The sequence below is a fragment of the Type-A symbiont of Plautia stali genome (assembly GCF_059731155.1).
This window is the reverse complement of sequence record NZ_AP035891.1, coordinates 226,329-247,418: the sequence shown is the minus strand read 5'-3', so window position 1 is coordinate 247,418 and position 21,090 is coordinate 226,329. Positions and strand designations below refer to the sequence as shown.

General features: G+C 58.5%; 10 protein-coding genes and 10 pseudogenes. 11 read left to right on the top strand and 9 right to left on the bottom strand.

The features are described from left to right. The first annotated feature begins 14 nt into the window (after window positions 1-14). Both tkt and ampH read left to right on the top strand, forming a co-directional pair. Entirely contained in the window at window positions 15-2,024 is a 2,010-nt protein-coding gene (tkt, locus tag AC6I8M_RS01320; protein ID WP_010617560.1) for a transketolase, read from the top strand. A 144-nt stretch (window positions 2,025-2,168) separates the two neighbouring features. After that, the gene (gene ampH, locus AC6I8M_RS01315; protein ID WP_010617561.1) at window positions 2,169-3,338 is read left to right on the top strand and encodes a D-alanyl-D-alanine-carboxypeptidase/endopeptidase AmpH; all 1,170 of its coding nucleotides are present in this window, start codon (window positions 2,169-2,171) and stop codon (window positions 3,336-3,338) included. Between the two features lie 124 nt (window positions 3,339-3,462). Here ampH and AC6I8M_RS01310 read toward each other — a convergent pair. Continuing rightward, window positions 3,463-4,582 (bottom strand): annotated as a pseudogene (locus AC6I8M_RS01310) (DUF1176 domain-containing protein). Window positions 4,583-5,073: 491 nt separating this feature from the next. On the opposite strand from AC6I8M_RS01310, the pseudogene AC6I8M_RS01305 reads away from it, so the two are divergent. The 8 genes and pseudogenes from AC6I8M_RS01305 (at window position 5,074) to AC6I8M_RS01270 (ending at window position 11,928) form a co-directional block, all read left to right on the top strand. After that, a pseudogene (locus AC6I8M_RS01305) lies at window positions 5,074-5,905 on the top strand (DeoR/GlpR family DNA-binding transcription regulator). An 11-nt stretch (window positions 5,906-5,916) separates the two neighbouring features. After that, the gene (locus AC6I8M_RS01300) at window positions 5,917-6,900 is read left to right on the top strand and encodes a substrate-binding domain-containing protein (RefSeq protein WP_010617563.1); all 984 of its coding nucleotides are present in this window, start codon (window positions 5,917-5,919) and stop codon (window positions 6,898-6,900) included. Window position 6,901: 1 nt separating this feature from the next. Continuing rightward, a pseudogene (locus AC6I8M_RS01295) lies at window positions 6,902-8,406 on the top strand (sugar ABC transporter ATP-binding protein). A gap of 46 nt (window positions 8,407-8,452) precedes the next feature. Next, window positions 8,453-8,872 carry an inner-membrane translocator gene (locus AC6I8M_RS01290; RefSeq protein WP_010617564.1) on the top strand — a complete coding sequence of 140 codons (420 nt, stop codon included), beginning with the start codon at window positions 8,453-8,455 and terminating at the stop codon, window positions 8,870-8,872. Window positions 8,873-8,889: 17 nt separating this feature from the next. After that, window positions 8,890-9,691, top strand: a pseudogene (locus AC6I8M_RS01285) (ABC transporter permease). After that, window positions 9,692-10,384, top strand: a complete 693-nt coding sequence (gene alsE, locus AC6I8M_RS01280; protein WP_058948697.1) for a D-allulose 6-phosphate 3-epimerase — start codon at window positions 9,692-9,694, stop codon at window positions 10,382-10,384. It abuts the pseudogene before it with no gap. Further along, window positions 10,381-11,079: an ROK family protein gene (locus AC6I8M_RS01275; RefSeq protein ID WP_010617566.1), complete on the top strand. Its 699-nt coding sequence runs from the start codon at window positions 10,381-10,383 to the stop codon at window positions 11,077-11,079. Before alsE ends, AC6I8M_RS01275 begins: the two co-directional genes overlap by 4 nt. Further along, window positions 11,076-11,928, top strand: a pseudogene (locus AC6I8M_RS01270) (ribokinase). Before AC6I8M_RS01275 ends, AC6I8M_RS01270 begins: the two are co-directional and overlap by 4 nt. Before the next feature lie 71 nt (window positions 11,929-11,999). Here the strand turns inward: AC6I8M_RS01270 and nudK are convergent. From nudK to AC6I8M_RS01230, 8 genes and pseudogenes are all read right to left on the bottom strand, one after another. Further along, on the bottom strand, window positions 12,000-12,578 hold the full coding sequence (gene nudK / locus AC6I8M_RS01265) for a GDP-mannose pyrophosphatase NudK (RefSeq protein ID WP_498013635.1): 579 nt from the start codon (window positions 12,576-12,578) through the stop codon (window positions 12,000-12,002). Window positions 12,579-12,910: 332 nt separating this feature from the next. Beyond that, the gene (napC, locus tag AC6I8M_RS01260; RefSeq protein ID WP_022548262.1) at window positions 12,911-13,495 is read right to left on the bottom strand and encodes a cytochrome c-type protein NapC; all 585 of its coding nucleotides are present in this window, start codon (window positions 13,493-13,495) and stop codon (window positions 12,911-12,913) included. A 7-nt stretch (window positions 13,496-13,502) separates the two neighbouring features. Continuing rightward, window positions 13,503-13,625: pseudogene (locus AC6I8M_RS01255) on the bottom strand (nitrate reductase cytochrome c-type subunit); the annotation flags it as partial. Window positions 13,626-13,684: 59 nt separating this feature from the next. Next, window positions 13,685-16,171 (bottom strand): annotated as a pseudogene (napA, locus tag AC6I8M_RS01250) (nitrate reductase catalytic subunit NapA). Continuing rightward, window positions 16,168-16,434 (bottom strand): chaperone NapD, encoded by a 267-nt coding sequence (locus AC6I8M_RS01245; protein ID WP_010617573.1) that lies wholly within the window; start codon window positions 16,432-16,434, stop codon window positions 16,168-16,170. The pseudogene napA and the gene AC6I8M_RS01245 overlap by 4 nt, the downstream one beginning before the upstream one ends. Then, window positions 16,424-16,804: pseudogene (napF, locus tag AC6I8M_RS01240) on the bottom strand (ferredoxin-type protein NapF); the annotation flags it as partial. The pseudogene napF and the gene AC6I8M_RS01245, both read right to left, overlap by 11 nt. 278 nt (window positions 16,805-17,082) lie before the next feature. After that, window positions 17,083-18,564: an L-asparagine permease gene (gene ansP / locus AC6I8M_RS01235; protein WP_041387202.1), complete on the bottom strand. Its 1,482-nt coding sequence runs from the start codon at window positions 18,562-18,564 to the stop codon at window positions 17,083-17,085. A 289-nt stretch (window positions 18,565-18,853) separates the two neighbouring features. Further along, window positions 18,854-19,126: pseudogene (locus AC6I8M_RS01230) on the bottom strand (YdgH/BhsA/McbA family protein). Window positions 19,127-19,367: 241 nt separating this feature from the next. On the opposite strand from AC6I8M_RS01230, the pseudogene narQ reads away from it, so the two are divergent. Next, window positions 19,368-21,059 (top strand): annotated as a pseudogene (narQ, locus tag AC6I8M_RS01225) (nitrate/nitrite two-component system sensor histidine kinase NarQ). Window positions 21,060-21,090: the final 31 nt, after the last annotated feature.

The window sequence follows — 21,090 nt, the reverse complement described above, 5'->3', positions numbered from 1 at the left end:
CAAGGGAGAACCCTATGTCTTCACGCAGAGAGTTGGCTAACGCGATCCGCGCCCTGAGCATGGATGCGGTACAGAAAGCAAATTCCGGCCACCCAGGTATGCCGATGGGCATGGCTGACATCGCCGAAGTGCTGTGGCGCGACTTCCTGAAGCACAACCCGACCAACCCGGCTTGGGCGGATCGCGATCGCTTCATTCTGTCTAACGGGCACGGCTCGATGCTGCTGTATAGCCTGCTGCATCTCACCGGCTATGATCTGCCGCTGGAAGAGCTGAAAAACTTCCGCCAGCTACACTCAAAAACGCCGGGCCATCCGGAAATTGGCTACACGCCGGGCGTCGAAACCACCACCGGCCCGCTCGGCCAGGGGTTGGCCAACGCCGTCGGCCTGGCGATTGCCGAGCGCACGCTGGCGGCACAGTTCAACCAGCCTGGCCACGATATCGTCGATCACTTTACCTATGTGTTTATGGGCGACGGCTGTCTGATGGAAGGCATCTCGCACGAAGTCTGTTCGCTGGCCGGCACGCTGGGCCTCGGCAAACTGATTGGCTTCTACGATCACAACGGTATCTCCATCGACGGCGAAACCGAAGGCTGGTTTACCGACGACACCCATAAGCGTTTTGAAGCCTATAACTGGCACGTGGTGGGCAGCGCTGAAGGCATCGACGGCCACGATCTGGACGCCATCGCGGCAGCCATCAAAGAAGCGCAAAGCGTCACCGACAAGCCTTCGCTGATCATCTGCCGCACGGTAATCGGCTTTGGCTCGCCAAACAAAGCCGGCAAAGAGGAGTCGCATGGTGCCGCGCTGGGCGAAGAGGAAGTGGCGCTGACGCGTAAACAGCTTGGCTGGAACTACGGTCCGTTCGAAATCCCGCAGGATATTTATCAGCAGTGGGATGCCAAAGAAGCCGGAGCCGCGCAGGAGAAATCCTGGGAAGAGAAGTTCACGGTTTATCAGCAGGCGCATCCGCAGCTGGCGGACGAATTCAGCCGCCGCCTGAAGGGCGAAATGCCCGCTGACTGGGAGAGCAAAACCAGCCAGTTCATTCGCGATCTGCAGGCTAACCCGCAGAAGATCGCCAGCCGTAAAGCTTCGCAGAACACGCTGGAAGCCTTCGGTAAACTGCTGCCGGAGTTCCTCGGCGGTTCCGCCGACCTCGCGCCCAGCAACCTCACCATCTGGTCTGGTTCGAAGCCGATCAAAGAGGATCACGCCGGTAACTACATTCATTACGGCGTACGCGAATTTGGCATGACGGCAATTGCCAACGGTATCGCGCATCACGGTGGCTTTGTGCCTTATACCGCCACCTTCCTGATGTTCGTCGAATACGCGCGTAACGCAGCGCGCATGGCCGCCCTGATGAAGGCGCGCCAGATTATGGTCTACACCCACGACTCAATTGGTCTGGGCGAAGATGGCCCGACGCACCAGCCGGTTGAACAGCTGGCCAGCCTGCGCGTGACGCCAAACTTCAGCACTTGGCGACCGTGCGATCAGGTCGAGACCGCCGTGGCGTGGAAAGCGGCGATTGAGCGCCATCACGGTCCGACCGCGCTGATTCTGTCGCGTCAGAACCTGCTGCAGCCGGAGCGCAGCGCGCAACAGGTAGAGAACATCGCGCGCGGTGGCTACATCCTCAAGGATTGTGACGGCACGCCGGACGTCATCCTGATTGCCACCGGTTCCGAAGTGGAGATCACGCTGGGCGCAGAAGCGAAACTCAGCGCCGACGGCCACAAGGTGCGCGTGGTGTCGCTGCCGAGCACTGACGTGTTTGATAAACAGGACGTGGCCTATCGTGAATCGGTGCTGCCTTCGACCGTGCGCGCGCGCGTGGCGGTTGAAGCCGGTATTGCCGACTACTGGTACAAATACGTCGGCATCGACGGCAAAATTGTCGGCATGACCACCTTCGGCGAATCGGCGCCAGCCGGCAAGCTGTTCCCGGCCTTTGGCTTTACCGTTGAGAATGTGGTGAGCCACGCCGAATCCCTGCTCAAGCCTGCCTGAGTGTCTGGCCCTTTCCCGCTCCCGGGAAAGAGCCGTTTTATTTCACAGCCTGATACAGAAAAAAATCCGCCCCGCCCCCTTCCCGCTTTGCGCAAACTGATTACTATAGGTTTTCCTCCGATTCCTATAGTGGACGCTTTCCCGTTGAAAAAACGTACTCCTTTTTTACTGGCCTTAATGGTTGCCGTGCTGCCCTTTACCAGCACGGCGCAGGTATTGCCCGATCCGCTGCTGGCCTCGCAGATTGTTGATCGCTATGCCGAGCATATTTTCTATGGCAGCGGTGCAACCGGCATGGCGCTGGTGGCAATTGACGGTAACCAGCGCGTGTTCGCCAGCTTTGGCGAAACCCGTCCCGGCAATAATGTGCGCCCACAGCAGGACTCACTGATCCGTATCGCCTCGCTGAGCAAACTGATGACCAGCGAAGTGATGGTGAAGATGGCCGAGCGCGGCCAGATTCGCCTTGACGATCCACTGAGCAAATACGCGCCGCCGGGTGCCCGCGTACCGACTTACAACGGCCAGCCGATTCGGCTGATCAATCTCGCCACCCACACCAGTAGCCTGCCGCGCGAGCAGCCGGGCGGCAAACCGCATCGTCCGGTGTTTGTCTGGCCAACCAAAGCGGATCGCTGGCAGTGGCTGCGTGGCGCGCAACTAAAAGCCGCGCCGGGCACTCAGGCGGCTTACTCCAACCTCGCCTTCGATCTGCTGGGCGACGCGCTGGCTAAAGCCGCCGGTATGCCTTATCCGGCACTGCTGCAGCAGCTGGTGACGCGTCCGCTCGGCATGAAAGACACCACCTTCACGCCATCACCGGACCAGTGTCAGCGCCTGATGATTGCCGAAAAAGGGGCCAGCCCGTGCAATAACACGCTGGCAGCCATCGGCAGCGGCGGCGTGTATTCCACACCGGACGATATGGGACGCTGGATGCAGCAGTTCCTCAACTCGGCGGTGAATCACCGCACGCCGCAGATCGATCGGCTGCAAACGCTGATTTATCGCCGCGACCAGCTGACTAAAGTGGAAGGCATGGACGTGCCAGGACGCGCCGACGCGCTGGGTATGGGCTGGGTTTACATGGCACCGAAAGCGAGCCATCCGGGCATCATTCAGAAAACCGGCGGCGGCGGCGGCTTTATTACCTACATGGCGATGGTGCCACAGCACAACGTCGGCGTATTTGTCGTGGTCGCACGCTCGCCGCTGACCCGCTTCACACCGATGAGCGATGGCGTTAACAACATGCTGGCTGAGCTGGTGGGCAACCAGACGGGCTCACCGATGATGATCGGCAATATCCGCTAAGTATTTGATAATTAATTTAATTAATTGTAGCAAGAGAGTGAGATATAGCGAGCAGTCACTGCGAACCCTCCCCTAAATCTTTCGTGCTGCAGGAAGGCGGCAAGGATGGGCATCCCCGGGATGCTTACTCAGGTAAGTGACCGGGGATGAACAGCCGCAGCCAACGCCCCTGCAGTGCGAAGGATGACGGGGACGACTGAGTGACCCAGAGGGTGGGCCAGTCATCACTACTATGCCAGGCGTCACAGGTCTTCTCCTCCGCATACTCCGCCAGCACGAAGGCATTACCATCAAACTGCCAGCGCGTGGCCACACCGCAATCGCCTAAACCGCGCCCTTTACTGAAGGTATACAGCAGGCCGTTACTGGCATCGAACTCGGCGTTTACCAGCTCCAGCTGATTATCAGTGCGCGACGGCGGGGTAAACGGCAGGTTGAGCGTGATGCCGCGCGACACATACGGCTGGCTGCGCGTGACTTCAAACGCCAGATCGATCACGTTGTAGGCACCGGTTTCGCAGCTTATCAGCAGCAGCGCTTTGCTGTCGGTGAGTGGCGCGACGCTGACTTCCCGCCGCAGCGGATCGAGCGAGCAGTTATCGGTATTGACGCGCCAGGTTCCGTAATCGATTAGGCCGGTGGTTTCCTGCTGCGTCAGCGGCGCGGGTGCGGGCAGCGCTGCCGGCAGCTGCGGGATCGAGGGCGGCGGTGGCACATCCCTCTGGACGCGGTCACCGCGCTTTACCCAGGCGCTGGCACCGTTAACCCGCCCCTGCACGTCATCCATCAGCAGCAGCGCCGCTTTCATACCGCGCAACGGAATACTGGCGCTGGCTTTATAGGTGAAGCTGTAAATTGCTGGCATCCAGCGTCTGGACGAGGAATTCGTCGATGGCGATGGTGTTGCTGGTGGCCAGATGATGCGGCTCTACCGTCCAGTGTTTGAGGTCCGGATTGAGGCGGCGCTGGTCGAGCAGCATGTTGTCTTTTAGCGCCGCGCCCGGCAATGCACCGCTGTAGGCGCTGCCGTAATCAATGCGCAGCAGCGGCCGATCATTGACCCCAGCGTGACGCGAAATCGTCATCACCAGGCCATTATCGCTAGGAAAACTGCGTGCCACGCAGAACGCCGCGTTGTTGCAGGTGATCTGCCAGTCGGAAAACGACTTTTGCAGCGGCTCGGCCTGTACGCTGGCGATCAGCAGAAAGGGCAATAAAAGCAGCGACTTCATCCAATACGACATGAAAAAAACGATCCCCGATTCCTGGAAAGAAAATGATAGCGCAATGCATGCGCGGTCATCAGGCCGAAACTGTGAAGTGGCCTGAAAAGCGAAGTTAACTGCTGAAAAAGCCGTCGCCTTACGGGCGATCTGTAGGGAATAGCGCAACAGGCCCATCATCCGGTGCGGCTGATTTCTGCTCAATCGGATTCGTCGGACAATTTTTACCCCCTTCACAAAACGGTCAAATACACACAAACGGTCATAACCGGTCATGCTATGGTGCTGGCAGAGCGTCAACGCTGTGCACGGTCTCTCTCATTCCCTCGCGTAATAACGTGCATTTATGTGAATGCGATCACTTAAATTTGAAATAAAGAGATCTTATTTACATAAAAAATCCAATGAAAATCACTTTAATGTCGCCGGGCCAGTTGGTCGCTGCGGACTCGTGCCCAGCCCACATTTTCACATTCCGGCATCCAGTAATATATAGCCATCGGAGGGAAGTCATGTTGCCGATTGAAAGACAGCAGCGAATTATTGACGAGCTTAATTTAAATTGTCGGGTCATTGTCGCTGAATTAGTCACGCTGTGTCAGCGTTTCTCAGGAAACCATTCGCCGTGATTTAACGCAGCTGGAGAAACGTAGCGTATTACAGCGCAGCCACGGTGGTGCAGTACCAGCCAAACGACAGGCCGCCAACATTCAGGGAAATACACGCGGTATTAACGAGTATGAATTATCTTTTCGCCAGCGCATGAATGAAAACGTCGAGGCCAAGATGGCGATAGCCAAACGAGCACTCGATTTTATCAGCCCCGGTGATTGTTTATTACTCGACAGTAGTACCACCTGCTGGTATCTGGCACGATAGCTACCGGATATTGAATTAACGGTGTTAACCAATTCTATCAGAATCGTCCAGACCCTTGCAGCGCAAGGCAGTATCCGCACCATCTACCTTGGTGGAGAATATTCTGACCGTTGTGAAGATTTCCACGGCGTCGTCGCAGAGCAGCCGCTACGGGAATTTCAGATCAATAAGATCTTTTTTTTCTGCAGCAGTTTGGGCAATGACGGTTATTTACGCGAAGGTAACGAAAACAACGCACATTTAAAACAGCAAATGTTGTTAGCGGCAGAAAGAAAACATCTGCTGCTGGACGGCAGTAAATTTCTGTACCCCTCATTCGCGCGTATTTGTCATTACCGCGATGTGGATTTTCTCATCACTGACCAATTAAAAGACAAAGAGCTGGAACAAGAACTGGCGTGGAACGGCGTCAATATTATTGATTGCTCGAAACGCAGCCATTCGATGCAGCTAATAAAAAATTAATCGGAGTCTTTATGAAAAAAAATCTTATCGCCTGTTCTCTGCTTGCCCTGTTTGCCGCCGCTGGCGCGCAGGCCGCTGACAAAATACGCATGGGCATCGTGGTAAAAATTGGCGGTATTCCGTGGTTCAACGCCATGGAAGCGGGCATCAAAAGTGAAGCGGCAAAACGCGGCATCGACGCGTGGATGGTCGGGCCAACCGCCGCTGACCCGGCGCTGCAGGTGCGCGCGATTGAAGATTTGATTGCGCAGAAGGTCGATATCATCGGCGTGGTGCCAAACGACCCGAAAGTGCTTGAGCCGGTGCTGAAGCGCGCGCGTGAAGCCGGGATCATGGTGATTACCCACGAATCGCCCGGCCAGAAAGACGCCAACTGGGATTTCGAGCTGGTCGATGCGCCGACCCACGGCATCAACCATATGAAAGCGCTGGCGAAATGCATGCATGAAGAAGGCAAATACGCCATGTATGTCGGCAGCCTGACGGTGCCACTGCATCAGGAGTGGACCGACGCCGCGCTCAACTACCAGAAACAGCACTATCCGAAGATGCAGTTGGTGACCGACAAGTTCGGCGTCGGCGAATCGCTGGATGACTCCATCCGCACCACCAACGAGCTGATGTCTAAATACCCGGATCTGAAGGGCATTATGGCCTTTGGTTCACAGGGACCGATCGGTGCCGGCCGCGCGGTAATGAACCGCAACAAGATCGATCCGGTGTGCGTCATCGGGGCCTTCAGCCCGGGCCAAGGCGCGTCGCTGGTGCAGCGCGGTGCTATCAAGGGCGGCTATATCTGGAATCCGCAGACCGCCGGTGAAGTGTTTGTGCGTATCGCCGACATGATGGAGAAGAAAGAGCCGATCACCGACGGCATGACCATCGAAGGGCTGGGCAAAGTGAAGGTGGATGAGGCGACGCACACCATCCTCGGTAACAACACCGAAAGTCTTGATAAAGAGAACCTGCCAAAACTGGTGAAAATGGGGCTGTAACATGCAAGAGGTCACTCCACAGACGCTGATTGCGCTCGACAACCTGTCGAAAACATTTGGTGGCAACCGCGCACTGAGCGATATCTCGCTGACCCTGCTGGCCGGCGAAGTGCACTGTATCGCTGGCACCAACGGCTGTGGCAAGAGCACCTTAATTAAAGTCATTTCCGGGGTGCACGCCCCGGACAGTGGCAGCCGCATCACCCTCGGCGACGGCCAGAGTTTCCCGCGTCTGACGACCCGTCAGGCGCGCGACTTCGGTATCCAAGTGATTTACCAGGATCTGTCGCTGTTCCCCAATTTGAGCGTGGCGGAAAACATCGCCTTTGAGCATAACCTCAACGGGTTGCTCGGCTGGCACCGTCAGGCCCGGCTGCGCGACACCGCGCGCGGCATTATTGATGAGCTGAAATTCGATCTCGATCTGAATGAGAAAGTCGCCGCGCTGTCGATTGCCCAGCGCCAGCAGGTGGCGATTTGCCGCGCGCTGGTGGCCGATGCACGACTGGTGATCATGGACGAACCCACCGCGTCGCTGACGCGTACCGAGGTGAATCAGCTGCTGCGCACCGTGCGCTATCTGAAAGACAAAAACATCTGCGTGGTGTTTGTCAGTCACCGGCTGGATGAAGTGCTGGAGATTTCGGATCGCGTGACGGTGATCCGCGACGGCCGCAAGATGGGCTGCTGGCCAGCCAGAGAGATGACGCCGCATCACCTGACCGAACTGATGACCGGCCTGAAGCTCGACTACCAGTTAAAAGCGCCAACGCGCAACGCCGATCGGGCGATTCTCGAAGTGGAGAAGCTGACGCGCGCCGGTCAGTATCACGACGTTAACTTCAAACTCTACGCCGGTGAAGTGCTGGGCCTGTGCGGCCTGCTCGGCTCCGGCCGCACCGAACTGGCGCTGTCGTTGTTTGGCATGACCAAACCGGACAGCGGCAAAATCTGGCTCGACAGCAAGCCGGTGCGTTTTCGCGGGCACGAAGACGCCATCAAAGCCGGTATCGGCTACGTTTCGGAAGATCGCCTGACGCTCGGCCTGGTGCAGCAGCAGTCGGTGGCCGACAACATGGTGCTGCCGATCCTCGATAAGCTGCAAAACCGTTTTCACCTGATCGACGAGTACCGCAAGAACAAGCTGATCCTGCAGTGGATTCAGCAGCTCGGCGTGCGCGTGGCCGATCCCAGTCTGGCGATCTCCACCCTGTCCGGCGGCAACCAGCAAAAATCGTGCTGGCGAAATGGGTGCTGACCCAGCCGCGCATTCTGATCCTCGACTCGCCGACCGTCGGCGTGGATGTCGGCGCCAAGGCCAGCATCTATCAGCTGATCCACTAGTTGGCGAAAGAGGGACTATCGATCATCCTGATTTCCGACGAAGTGCCTGAGGTCTGGTACAACTGCGACCGCATCCTGCACTTCCGCGACGGCACCGTCCATGCCGAATACCAACCCGATAGTGTGGCGCAGGAACAGCTGGCGGAGGTGATTAATGCCTGATTTCTCTCGTTTACGTCCGCACTCCAGCTAGGGCTGGCTCGCCTGGGTGCTGCTGGCTTTCATGGTGTTCTTCTCGCTGGCCAGCGATCAGTTCCTGACGGTGCAGAACCTGCTGGATCTGGCGGAAAGCTATGCCGTTACCGGCATTTTCGCCCTCGGCCTGTTTGTGGTGCTGGTGACCGGCGGTATCGATATCTCCTTCGCCGCCGTGGCGTCGGTGGTGCAATACCTGATCGCCTCGCTGTTTGTGCAGTTCCAGTTTGATAACGCGCTGCTCAGCATTCTGCTGGCCATCGTCTGCGGCACGCTGATGGGCGTATTCCTGATCGCCATCCTGAAAAACGGCCTCAATCTGATCGGCGTCTCCAACTACTTCATGAACATTGTGGTCGGCGGCACGATTATGGTGGCGATTGCCGTCACCCACTACAAAAAACGTAAAGAAACCGACGTCAGTTTCGTCTGACGGGAGGAGCAATCACCATGAAATCTCTCTCTGCGCTGCGGCCGGACGGCACCAACATCGGCCTGATGCTGTTGATTGCGCTGGCGCTGGCCACCTTCAGCGTAATGCTGCCAAGCCGCTTTCTCACCGACTCGACCTTTATGAGCATGGCGTTTCAGCTGCCGGAGATCGGCCTGTTAACGCTGGCGATGTTTATCGCCATCCTCAGCGGCGGCCTGAACCTCGCCATCATCGCCACCGCTAACCTGACGGCGCTGTTCATCGCCTGGACCCTGATGAGCGCCCTGCCCGCCGATGCCGCTGTGGGTATTTCTGGTTGCCGCCGCGCTGCTGGCGCTGTTCCTCGGCAAAACCCGCGCCGGCAAATGCATCTACATGGGCGGTAGCAACATCAACGCCACGTGGTTCAGCGGCATCAATACCCACCGTATGGTGATGCTGGTGTACGTCATCTCCAGCCTGCTGTGCGTGCTGGCCGGCCTGATCATGATGGCGCGCTTTAACTCAACGCGCATGGGTTACGGCGATACCTACTTGCTGCTGACCGTACTGGCCATCATTCTCGGCGGCACCGATCCCAACGGCGGTTTTGGCCGCGTGACCGGCGTGGTGCTAGCGCTGATTGCGCTGCAGGTGCTCTCCACCGGCTTCAACCTGATGAACATCAGCCAGCACGTCAGTCTGGCGATGTGGGGTGCCGTGCTGGTGGTGGTGCTGGCCTTCAAACAACTCAAAGCGCGCTTTAACGATCACCGTGCCGTCAGGCTCAGCAAGCTGGCCGCGGCGCTTAATCCTCTGACTGAAAAAAAGGAAGTATGAATACGTATTCAAGTCTCCCCGTCGTTGATGTGTATGAATCTGATGGAGATCAAGCACCAGCTGGCCGTGCTGGACTCCCGCGCTGACTTCCTGCACATCGACATCATGGATGGTCACTACGTTAAAAACATCACCCTGTCGCCGTTCTTTATTGAGCAGATCCGCCCGCATACCAAAGTGGCGATCGATATGCATCTGATGGTGGAAGAGCCGACCGACTTTATTGAAGCGATGGCCAACGCCGGCGCCGATTACATTTGTCCGCACGCTGAAACCATCAACCGTGATGCGTTCCGCGTTATCAACCTGATTCGAAGCTACGGTAAAAAAGTGGGCGTGGTGCTCAACCCGGCCACGCCGGTCTCCTTTATCCATCATTACATTCATCTGCTGGATAAAATCACCGTGATGACGGTGGACCCGGGCTATACCGGTCAGCCGTTTATTCCGGAGATGGTGCAGAAGGTGCAGGAGCTAAAGGCGCTGAAGCAGGCGCACGGCCACCGCTACCTGATTGAGATCGACGGTTCCTGTAATACGCGCACCTACAACACGCTGGTCGGTGCCGGTGCCGAAGTGATGATTGTCGGCACATCCGGCCTGTTTAACATTCACGAAGACCTCGCCACCGCGTGGAACATGATGCGTGAGAGCATTGATGAAGCACAGGGCTTGGCGCAGGTGTCGGCATGACAACACGCTGGCTCGGTATCGACATTGGCGGCACCGACCCCCGTCTGCAGTTGATGGAGGCGGGCCGCGTCTGGAGCGGCTTTCGTAAAGTGCCCACGGCCAGCTGGGCGCAGCAGCACGATGCCTTGGCCACACTCGGGCAGCTGATTGCGGAAACGCTGGAGCAGCTGCCGGAAAATGCGGTAGGTCTGTATCCTGGCACCGGCATGGGCAACAGCCTGTGGCTCAACGGCCGCTTCTACCATGGTCAGCATGGCGGAGCCGGTGAACTCGGCCACGTGCCGGTGGCCGGTAACGCGCTGCCCTGCCCGTGCGGCAACCACGGCTGCGCGGAAACCGTGACCTCCGGCCACTGGTTAAGCCACAGGGCGCAGGCCAATGCGGCGCAAACGCCGATGTCGGCGCTGTTTACCCATCACGGTTCTGATCCGGCGCTACAGGCGTTTGTGCACCGGCTGGCGCAGCTGATCGCCACCGAAATGAATATTCTCGATCCGGAGTACCTGATTCTGGGCGGTGGCGTGCTGGCGATGGCTGATTTCCCGCTGGCGCAACTGCGCAGCCAGATCCAGCAGCATTTACGGCCGCCGGCCACGCGGGATGGTTTGAAAATCATCTTCAGTCAATCCACCGATCACACCGGCTGTCGCAGCGCCTGCCTGGCCGCAGAACGGCTGTTCAGGAGCGCGCAATGAAAGGAAAAGTGTGTGTGTTTGGCTCGTTCAACCTCGACGTGGTCGCGGTGATGAACCGTTTCCCTCTGCCGGGCGAATCGCTCACGGCGCACAACAGCATGATGGGGCCCGGCGGCAAAAGGGCCAACCAAGCCACCGCCGCGCTGCGCGCCGGGGTGCGCGTGCACTATATCGGTAAGGTGGGTAATGACTATTTTGGCACGTTTGCCCGCCGCCATCTGGAGAAGACCGGTTTCGACGCCATTACGCTGTTCACCTGTAAAGAGAAACCCACCGGCAACGCGCTGATTTATGTGGCGGGCGATGATGCCGAGAACATGATTTCGGTCTATCCCGGCGCGAATACCACCGTGACCGCGGCCGAAGTGGCGCGCTGTCAGCCCACCGTGGCTGCCGCCGATATTCTGCTGGTGCAGCTGGAGAATAACCTCAGCGCCATTCAGCGCATGATCGACAACGCGCGTGCCGGCGGCACGTTTGTCATTCTGAATCCGGCACCGTGGCAGAAAGTCAGCGATGCGCTGCTGGCTAAGGTTGATCTGTTCACGCCCAACAGCACCGAAGCGATGCAGCTGAGCGGCGTAAAAGTGACCGATTTCGCCAGCGCGCAGCGCGGAGCAGCAGCTGCGTATTCCGCCGTTTCCTGCCCAGCCGCTCGACACCACCGGCGCCGGCGATGCGTTGCCGCAGGCGGCACTGTTTGCGGCGGCGTTTGCCTCGCTGTGCGTAGAGCGTTCCGGCGCGGCCAATTCCATGCCCTCCTACGCCGAAGCGCTGGCGCGCATGCAGGCCCATCCGGAGTGTGAAGTAACGCCGTTAAATACCCCGGAAATGACGCACATGGCGTAGTGGCGCAATGCATTGCGCCCCAACATCTGCAGAGTCGGCATTCATGCCGACCCTGCGAATTACCGCAGCGGTTATGCCTGCAACCAGCCCATCAGCTGCGCATAGTGCAGTAGCATAATCGTCTTGCCGTCGCGAATGCGGCCCTCTTTCACCATCGCCAGCGCCTGGGGAAACGGCAGTTCGAGTACGGTGATCTCTTCATCTTCCACGCCGCCGCCGTCGTTAGCGCGCTGCGCATCGCTGTATTCAGCGGCGAAAAAGTGCAGCAATTCCGTTACGCCGCCTGGCGACATGTAGGCCTCAAACAGTTTTTCGACCTTACCGACCTGATAGCCGGTCTCTTCTACCGCTTCTTTACGGATGCAATCTTCCGGCGTGTCGTTATCCTGCAGCCCGGCGCAGGTTTCAATCAGCTCACCGCTGGCGTTGTCGTTAACATAGGTCGCGATGCGGAACTGACGAATCAGCACCACGCTGTTTTTTTCACGGTTGTAGAGCAGGATGGTGGCGCCGTTGCCGCGATCGTAGACTTCACGTTTGTGACGTACCACGTCGCCGTTGCTGCGGGTGAGTTCGTAGGTGTAGTTGCGCAGAATGAAATAATTATCAGACAGCAACTTATCTTTGATGATGTTGATCTTTAACGACATAGCCGCTCCACTGCGTAGCTGAGGGAGCCTGAGATAATAGGCTGAAGCCGCAGAGAAAACTATCTGAATTGTGGAACAGGTTGCCTGCGATGGCGGTGTTATGTCGCTTATAACTGGAGAATTTAGCAGTTGATGCAGGTGCGCATTAATGCGCACCCTACAAAACTGGTGCAATTACGTCGCCGCTATTGCAGGTGCCGCACCCTGCGGAAAACCGTTGCGAGAGACGTTGTCGGGTCGTCATTCATGGCGACCGAAAACGCGCCCCCTACAATCCTGGAACCCTAATACTGAACCGGCAGGCGCGGCCATCCGCGCTGCCAAGGCCGCTATCAAAAACCGTTTGGCTGGTCTTTCATATCCGGCAGATGGTGGGCAATGCCTTTGTGGCAGTCGATACAGGTTTGTCCGTCCTGCACCGCTTTGCTGTGCATTTTGGCGGCTACCGTTTTCTGCGCGGTGAAGTCCATATAATCGAAGTTGTGGCCGTTACGACACTCCTGCGAATTGTTGTTCTTCATCCGGCGCCACTCGTTCTGCGCCAGCTCGATACGCGTCTCTTCAAACTTCTGCGGCGTATCAATCAGGCCAAAGCTCTTGGCGTACACCTCTTTACTCGCCTGGATCTTACGGATCATCTTCGGCCCCCACTCGTGCGGCACGTGACAATCCGGGCAGGTGGCGCGCACGCCGCTGCGGTTGTTGTAATGCACCGTCTGCATATATTCCTGATAGACGTTGTTGCGCATCTCGTGACAGCCAATACAGAACTGCTCGCGGTTGGTCATCTCCATCGCGGTGTTAAAACCGCCCCAGAAGATGATGCCGCCAGCAAAGCCAAGAATCAGCAGCGTGCCGAGCGCCAGACGGCTGGGGCGTGGCCACCAGCGCCAGATACGTAAAAGTTTCTGTTTCATCGCCACCTCACTGCCCAAAGCCGTCAGCCGGCTTGAAGGTGTTTTCCACCACCGGTTTGGCATCGGTCTGCGGCACGTGACACTGCAGGCAGAAGTAGCGACGCGGCGATACCGTGCTGCTCATCACGCCGCCCAGCATCAGGGCGGCGGCGGTTACAAGAGTGATAAAAGGTTTCATTGCATCCTGCCTCAGATTTTCACCAGCTTAACGGCGCATTTTTTGTAATCGGTCTGCTTCGACAGCGGATCGGTGGCGTCCAGCGTGATGTTGTTGGCCAGCACGCCGGCATCGAAGAACGGCATAAACACCAGCCCCTTCGGCGGCTGATTACGCCCGCGCGTTTCCACGGTGGCGAGGGTTTCGCCGCGACGCAATACCACGCGCACCTTCTCACCGCGACGGAAGCCGCAATCTTTGGCGTCCAGCGGATGGATATAAAGCAGCGCTTGCGGCACCGCGCGGTGCAGTTCCGGCACGCGGCGCGTCATGGTGCCGGTGTGCCAGTGCTCCAGCACGCGGCCGGTGCAGAACCACAGGTCATATTCGGCATCCGGCGCTTCCGCTGGCGGCTCGTACGGCAGGGCAAAAATGGTGGCTTTGCCGTCCGGCTTACCGTAAAAACGTACCCCCTCACCGGCTTTCACGTAGCTGTCGAAACCTTCACGATAGCGCCAGCGCGTCTCTTTGCCGTCCACTACCGGCCAGCGCAGACCGCGCGCCTCGTGATTAGTATCGAACGGTGCGAGATCGTGACCGTGGCCGCGCCCAAAGCTGGCATACTCCTCGAACAGGCCTTTCTGAATATAGAAGCCGAACTCACGCGCTTCATCGTTAAGGCGGTCGTCGGCCACTTCGCTCAGCGGGAACTGATTCACCTGGCCGTTGGCATACAGCACGTCGTAGAGGGTTTTCCCTTTCAGCTCAGGCTGCTGAGCAATCAGCGCCTCTGGCCACACGTCCTCAATGCGGAAGCGTTTCGCAAAGGTCACCAGCTGCCACAGATCCGATTTTGCCTCGCCCGGCGCTTTCACCTGCTGATGCCAGAACTGGGTACGGCGCTCGGCGTTGCCGTAGGCGCCCTCTTTCTCTACCCACATCGCCGTCGGCAGAATCAGATCGGCAGACAGGGCGCTGACGGTCGGATACGGGTCGGATACCACTACAAAGTTGCGCGCATCGCGCCAGCCCGGCATGCGTTCCTGCGTCAGGTTCGGCCCGGCCTGCATGTTGTTGTTACACATAACCCAGTAGGCATTCAGCTTGCCATCTTTCAGCGCGCGATCCTGCGCCACGGCGTGCAGACCGACTTTGGCTGGCACCGTGCCCTGCGGCAGCTTCCACAGTTTTTCAGCTAAAGCGCGGTGTTTGTCATTATTCACCACCATGTCGGCTGGCAGACGGTGCGCAAACGTGCCCACTTCACGCGCGGTGCCACAGGCCGATGGCTGGCCAGTGAGCGAGAACGGTCCGGTGCCCGGACGGGAAATTTTGCCGGTCAGCAGGTGGATGTTATAGCACAGGTTGTTCGCCCACACGCCGCGCGTGTGCTGGTTTGAAGCCCATGGTCCAGTAAGAGACCACCTTCACGTTCGGATCGGCGTACAGCTCCGCCAGCGCGATCAGCTGATTCTGCTCTACGCCGCTCATGGCGCTGGCTTTTTCCACCGTGTATTCCGAGACAAATTTCGCATACTCATCGAAGCTGATCGGCGCCGACTCGCCGTTGTCCGGATTTTTCGCCGCCGCCTGCAGCGGATTTGTCGGGCGCAAACCGTAGCCAATGTCGGTCATGCCTTTACGCAGCGTGACGTGATTCTGCAGGAAGCTTTTATCGACTTTGTTGTTCTGAATAATGTAGTTAGCGATGAAGTTGAGGATCGCCAGATCGCTCTGCGGCGTGAAGACGATGGCGTTATCGGCCAGCTCGAAGCTGCGGTGGCGATAGGTCGACAGCACCGCCACTTTGACGTTGTCATTGCTGAGACGCCGCGCGGTAAGGCGTGACCAGAGAATCGGGTGCATCTCGGCCATGTTCGATCCCCACAGCACAAACGCATCAGCCTGCTCGATGTCATCGTAGCAGCCCATCGGTTCGTCCATGCCGAAGGTGCGCATAAAGCCCACCACCGCAGACGCCATGCAGTGGCGCGCGTTAGGATCAGGTTGTTGGTCCGGAAGCCGGCTTTCATCAGCTTCGATGCGGCGTAACCTTCCCATACGGTCCACTGGCCGGAGCCAAACATGCCGACCGATTCCGGGCCGTTGGCTTTCAGCGCCGCCTTAAACTTCGCTTCCATGATGTTGAACGCCTGATCCCAGCTTACCGGGGTGAACTCGCCGTTCTTATCAAATTTGCCGTCGGTCATGCGCAGCAGCGGCTGGGTCAGACGATCTTTGCCGTACATGATCTTTGGCAGGAAGTAGCCTTTGATGCAGTTCAGACCACGGTTAACCTCCGCCTGCGGATCGCCCTGCGAGGCGACAACGCGGCCATTCTGCGTGCCGACCAGCACGCCACAGCCGGTGCCGCAAAACCGGCACGGCGCTTTTTCCCAGCGAATCGGCTCAGCCAGGCTGGTGGCCGCTTTGGTCACGGTCGGAATGGTGAGACCGGCAGCCGTTGCAGCAGCCGCCGCCGCATTGGCCTTCATAAAATCACGACGACTCAGGTTCATGATGCTTCCTTACAGGGTTCTTCAATTTCGTCTTGCTGGTGATAAACCAGCGATACCGCCAGCACATTCGGGATGTTGCGGGTGGCTTCAATGTTGCTCAGCAGCGTGGCGCTGTCGGCCGTGCCCAGCGTGCCGCGTGCTGCATCTTCCGCCGCGATGTCGCTATCGGCAAAGTTCAGTAGCGCCTGCCGCACCGCCGCGATCGCGGTCGGACGTGCCTGAATCACCAGGCCACATACGTGCCAGCTGTCGTTATTCGTCATGATGCAGTCCTGTGGCTGAGACCGGACACGGCGCGATACAGGTGCCACAGCCGGTGCAGTGTTGCGGAAGGATTTCCGGCTGGCCGATGCCGTTGGGCATCAGGCGAAAACGGATCGCCTGCTGCTCACAACTCTCCTGGCAGCTGCGGCAGTTAACGCCGAGAAAAGCGATACAGCGGCTGTCGATGCGGATGCGCCGGCTAAAAGGTTGAGCGTCGCGCGGCAGAAACAGCGGCTGCGGGCAGACGTCGGCACAGGCGGCGCAAAAGGTGCATTCCCCCTGCAGAAAGTCGAGCTGCGGCGCTTCGCCAGCGGCGATACGGATAATGCCGCTCTCGCAGGCCTGCACGCAGCGGGCGCAGCCGTCACAGCCGCTCTCTCACCGCCACCACGGCAACGCAATACCGCCGGCAGGCATGACGCGCTGCCCGGTAAAGAGTTCACGTCGCGACAGCGCCATCGGCTCACCTCAATGCGGGGATGTAGAGGTGGTGCGTAAAATAACCTGACGTTATGAAGGGCTATATCACCCGAAAGGTGTAATTCCCGATGCGGGAGCAAGAGAAGGAGAATTGAAATAAAAACGGGGGCCGACTGGCCCCCGCAGGTGAGCATCGCTGCGATTAACGCGCGTTGTCTTCCGCCAGCTTACTTAGGCGCCGCATCATCCTGATCGTCATGATGATGCTCGTGCTCTTTCATCGCTTCCGCCTGCACGCGCTTACGCACGCCAAACCAGCCGAGCACCAGCAGCACGGCAATCAGCGGAATTGAAGCAATGGTGTAAGTGCCGTTCGGGTAGTCAAACGCCATCAGCACCAGCACGCTCACTAGGAACATCAGCGTCAGCCACGAGGTAACCGGCGCCCACGGCAGCTTAAAGCTGACATCTTCCGCTTTGCCCTCTTTGATGGCTTTGCGCAGACGCATCTGGCACACCACGATGAACGCCCACGAGGAAATAATCCCCAGTGACGCCACGTTCAGGACAATCTCAAACACCTGCGACGGTACGTAGTAGTTGAGCACCACGCCGATCACGTACACGCCGATGGTCACCAAGATACCGGAGTACGGCACCTGCTGCTTACTCATCTTCGACATGAACTGCGGCGCCGAGCCGCCCATCGACATTGAACGCAGGATACGTCCGGTGGAGTAAAGACCCGAGTTCAGGCTCGACAGCGCCGCGCTCAGCACCACGATGTTCATCACGCTGCCAATGTAAGGCACGCCCAGTTTGGAGAAGAAGGTGACGAACGGGCTTTGTCCGGCCTGATAGGCGTTCCACGGCAGCAGCAGTACCAGCAGAACCACGGAACCCATATAGAACAGGCCGATACGCCAGATCACACTGTTGATGGCTTTCGGCAGCATGGTTTTCGGGTCTTTACACTCGCCCGCCGCCGTGCCCACCAACTCAATCGAGGCGAAGGCAAACACCACGCCCTGTACCAGCACCAATGCTGGCAGCAGACCGTGCGGGAACAGCCCGCCGTTGTCGGTGATCAGGTGGAAGCCGGTGGTGTTGCCGTCCAGCGGTTTACCGCTGCCGAGGAACACCACGCCGACAATCAGGAACACCACGATAGCCAGCACTTTTACCAGCGCAAACCAGAACTCCATCTCGGCGAACCACTTCACGCCGATCATGTTCATGGTGCCGACAATCGCCAGCGCGCCAAGCGCAAATACCCACTGCGGCACATCACCAAACGCGCCCCAGTAATGCATGTAAAGCGCCACCGCGGTGATATCGACGATACCGGTCATCGCCCAGTTAACGAAATACATCCAGCCCGCGACGTAGGACGCTTTTTCCCCGAGGAATTCACGCGCGTACGAAACAAAGCTGCCGCAGGAAGGGCGATGCAACACCAGCTCGCCCAACGCACGGAGAATAAAGAAGGAGAAGATACCGCACACCAGATACACCAGTGCCAGTGCCGGACCGGCCATCTGCAGACGCGCGCCGGCACCGAGGAACAGACCGGTACCGATAGCGCCGCCAATGGCGATCATTTGTACCTGACGGTTACCCATTGCTTTGTGGTAACCCGTGTCGTGAGAGTTAAGCCAGCGCCTTCTCGCAGCACGCTGTTCGGCTGGCGTTTTTTTAGTCGATTTCATAGTTTTCCTGTTTGTCCTGTCCATCAATCACCGCGTAACCAATCGATTGCGCCGGGCAGTGCGAAATGGGGTAAAACCGGCCCCTGAGCGGCGGAACGATGCCGCGCGGCGAGCCGGGAAATTACGGCGATGAATCCTACCCGTTCTGCATGAACGAAGCAAAATATACTGGCTGACTGCACGGGTTGATTTGTAATAATCCGTCGCGACGCACAAAAAAACCGGCCAACGGGATGGCCGATAATCGGTGGCTACAGGAAAAACTACCAGAGGGGAATAAAGACGGGCATTAACGGTAAATCTCGGCGCTGCCACTCCACATGCTGGAATCGCTAGGATTCTGCATGCCAATGACGCGATAGTGGCTGGCGCCCATCTATTCAGCTTTCTGCGACAGCTGACGGGTGGCGTCATCCAGCGAACCGCGCACGCCGCTCACTGAAACGGTGCCGCTGCTTTGCAGGTCCTGCGTTTGCGCCTCGCTCAACGGCGAAGCAGCAAAGGTGGTAGATGATACGCTGGCAAGCAGTGCAGCGGTCATCACGGCATAACGTGTTTTCATGAGGTGCTCCTGTTGTCGTGCGGGAAAAGGGTTACGCGTCAAAGTATCGGCGAGCCAGTGCAAACCAGGCTGCACGGGGGCAGTAAAGGCGTTCAATATTTCGCCAGCTAAACGCTGTTAATCCAGGGAAACGTAAACCGCGGTGAGTTTGTCTGATAAAAGTAACCAGATGTGTCAATTTCGCGCTCGCACCCGCGCTGCGGCTGACTTATAACCCCCCGCTCTTGTAAGGGTTATTATTGTGATAGTGAAACGTCCCGTTACCCGCACCATTGCCCGCGCGCTTAGCGCGATTGTGCTGCTGTCGCTGTTAACCACCGGCCTGGCGCTGATTACGCTCTCCAGCAGTTTGCGCGATGCCGAAGCGGTGAATGTCGCCGGCTCGCTGCGGATGCAAATCTACCGGCTGGCGTGGGACAGCACGCGCGATCCGCAGCAGCTGGCGCACCATATATGCAGCTGTATCAGCAAACGCTGGAGTCACCGGCGCTGCAGCATCTGGAGCGTCCGTGGGTGCCGATTGAGGTCAGCAGCCGCTATCGCTATCTGCGCGACAGCTGGCCGGTACTGCAGGAGACGCTGCAGCCGGCGCGGGCGCAGGCGTACCAGCAGCGCGTCGCGGGCTACGTCAGTGAGATTGACCGCTTTGTGCTGGCGGTGCAGCACTACGCCGAGCTGAAAATGCATCTGGTGGCCGCCAGCAGCCTGTTCGGCTTTCTGGCGATTGTCGCGCTGGCGCTGTGGAGCATTGGCTTTACTCGCCGCAACGTGGTGCGCCAGCTCGATTCGCTGGTCACCGCCAGTCAACACGCCGAGCAGGCCAACTTCAGCTTTCCGCCGCTTTCCGTGCATCAGCCCAACGAACTGGGCGTGCTGGCGCAGGCGTTTACTACCATGACGGAGCGGCTGCATTCACACTATCGTCTGCTGGAGTGCGCGGTACGGAATAAAACCGAAGATTTAACCCAAGCCAACCGTACGCTGTCGCTGCTGTATGAAAGCTCGCAGATTCTCACCGGCAGCCCGCTCAATCCCGAGCTGTTCCAAGGCCTGCTGCGGCTGGTGCAGCGGCGGGAAGCGCTGGAGGTGCTGAAAATCGCCAGCGAGGATATCGCCTTCCAAGTCGGCGTGCCCGCCGACGATCTCAGCTGGCAGCGGCTGCCGCTGCAGCAGGAGGAGCAGCGCCTCGGCGAACTGTGCTGGCAAACCCGCCGCGCGCCGCCGGCCGATGAGCTGATGCACAAGCCTAGCCAACATGCTGGCGCGTGCACTGTGGATCTGGCAGACGCAGAAACAGTATCAGCAGATGCTGCTGATTGAAGAGCGCGCCACCATTGCGCGCGAGCTGCACGATTCGCTGGCGCAGCCGCTCTCTTTTCTGCGTATCCAGCTGACGCTACTGCGGCGTAATGTCGATAGCAGCCAGCCGCAGGCACAGGCGATCATCGCCGATTTTGATCGCGCGCTGGCCGAGGCGTATCAGCAGCTGCGCGAGCTGCTCACCACCTTCCGCCTGAGCATTGAACAGGCCGATTTAGTGCAGGCGATGCAGGCGATGATCGCCCCGCTGCAGGAGCAGTCGCAGGCGGCGATTACCTTTGACTATCAGCCTAGCCTGCAAACGCTGGATGCCCAGCAGCAGGTGCACGTGCTGCAGATTGCGCGCGAGGCGCTGCTCAATGCAATTCGTCACGCGCAGGCGCAGCAGATTCAGATTCGCTATCAGCGTGTCGCTGATGATGAGCACCTGCTGACCATCGAAGATGACGGCTGCGGTATCAACAGCGTGGAAGAGCCGCCGGGCCACTATGGGCTGACTATCATGGCCGAGCGCGCGGCGCGTCTCGCCGGCAGCTTACTGATAACCCCGCAGGCGCAGGGCATCTGCGTCACGCTGCGTTTTCCCGCCCGCCCTGCGCACCGGCTGGCTTAACGCATTACACTTAGCAAATGGATTGAAACTC